The organism is Streptomyces sp. NPDC055815, assembly GCF_053616475.1.
In genome coordinates this window covers 1-1,608 of sequence record NZ_JBSHDU010000187.1, presented here as the reverse complement: position 1 = coordinate 1,608, position 1,608 = coordinate 1, and the positions used below count along the sequence as shown (strand labels likewise).

The 1,608-nt window shown below is 69.8% G+C and carries 1 protein-coding gene; it reads left to right on the top strand.

Features of this window, described 5'->3' with window-relative positions:
* Positions 1-142: 142 nt before the first annotated feature.
* On the top strand, positions 143-1,600 hold the full coding sequence (locus tag ACWGN5_RS41890) for an NF041680 family putative transposase (protein ID WP_453524289.1): 1,458 nt from the start codon (positions 143-145) through the stop codon (positions 1,598-1,600).
* Positions 1,601-1,608: the final 8 nt, after the last annotated feature.

The following is a 1,608-nucleotide window of genomic DNA, read 5'->3' as shown; positions in this document are numbered from 1 at the left end:
TAGCTTGATCTTTAACATGCGTCGTCGAACGATGCGTCGTACTTGATCACTCGGTTCGGTAACCGCCGTACACGGAAGCGGCCTTCGTCTGAACATGTGCTCCGACCAAGGAACACACACGTCCAGTACGAAGGCCGTGACGATGAGTCTGCAGCATCGCGATGCCCGGCAGGAGCCGTTGGCGGAACTGTCACGCTTCCGGGGTGAGTTCTACTCCTGTCTCACCGCTCGTTCGGATGCGTTGTTCGAGCTGGCGGACGCGGTCTTGTGCGGGGACGGTCCGGTGAGGTCGCTGGCCGAGCTGTCGCTGGTCGGCGAACACCGCCGTGGTCACGGAGGTCTCTACGCCGCGCTCGCCCAGGGCCGGGTCGACGCCGAGCGGATGCGGTGGGCCCTGGCCTCGGTGCCGCTGCCCCGGGCCGCCGACGGCCGGCTGGTCCTGGCCGTCGACGTCACCTGTTGGCTGAGGCCGGACGCCCACACCTCACCGCAGCGGATCCTGTGTCACACCTACGGCCGGGGCAAGGACCAGCACATCCCCGTTCCCGGGTGGCCCTACTCGATCGTCAGCGCGCTGGAACCCGGCCGCAGCTCGTGGACCGCCCCGCTGGACGCGCTGCGTCTGGCGCCCGGGGACGACACCGCCACCGTCACCGCCCGGCAGCTGCGCGAGCTGGTCGAGCGGCTGATCGCCACAGGTCAGTGGCAGACCGGGGACCCGGACATCCTCGTCATCGCGGACGCGGGATACGACGCGCCCCGTTTGGCCCACCTCCTGCGGGACCTGCCGGTGCAGGTCCTGGCCCGGATGCGCTCGGACCGCGTCCTGCGCAGACCGGCCCCACTGCGGCAGCCCCCCACCAAAGGCCGGCCACCCCGGCACGGCGGCGAGTTCGTCTTCGGGCAGCCCGACACCTGGGGCACCCCGGACACCCACACCGTCACCGACACACGCCTCTACGGCACCGCCAGCGCACGCTCCTGGGACCGGCTCCACCCCAAGCTGACCCACCGCTCGTCCTGGGCCGCGGCCGACGGCACCCTCCCGATCATCGAGGGGACCGTGATCCGCCTGGACATCGACCACCTGCCCAGCGGAGCCACCCCGAAGCCGGTCTGGCTGTGGTGTTCCGGCACCGACGCAGACGCAGCAGACACCGACCGGCTCTGGCAGGCATACCTGCGACGCTTCGACATCGAGCACACCTTCCGCCTGTTCAAACAGACTCTCGGCTGGACCTGCCCGAAGATCCGCACCCCCGAGGCGGCGGACCGCTGGACCTGGCTCATCCTCGCCGCCTACACCCAACTGCGACTGGCCCGGCCACTGGCAGCCGACCGGCGCCGTCCATGGGAGAAACCCGCACCTGCCGAACGTCTCACGCCGGCCCGCGTCCGCCGCGACTTCCGGCACATCCGCCCGACAGTCACCTGCCCGGCCGGTGCACCGAAACCCTCCCGCCCCGGCCCCGGCAGGCCACCAGGCCGCAAGAACACCCGACCCGCCCCACGACACGACGTCCACACAGTCCGCAAAACCGATACCGCCACGTCCCGGAACAAGAAGTCGACGACCCCACGACCTCGCCGCACAGGTTAAAGATCAAG

Bases quoted from the DNA above. Each gene is read 5' to 3' on its own strand.
- ACWGN5_RS41890 (WP_453524289.1), top strand. From the start codon at position 143: ATGAGTCTGCAGCATCGCGATGCCCGGCAGGAGCCGTTGGCGGAACTG.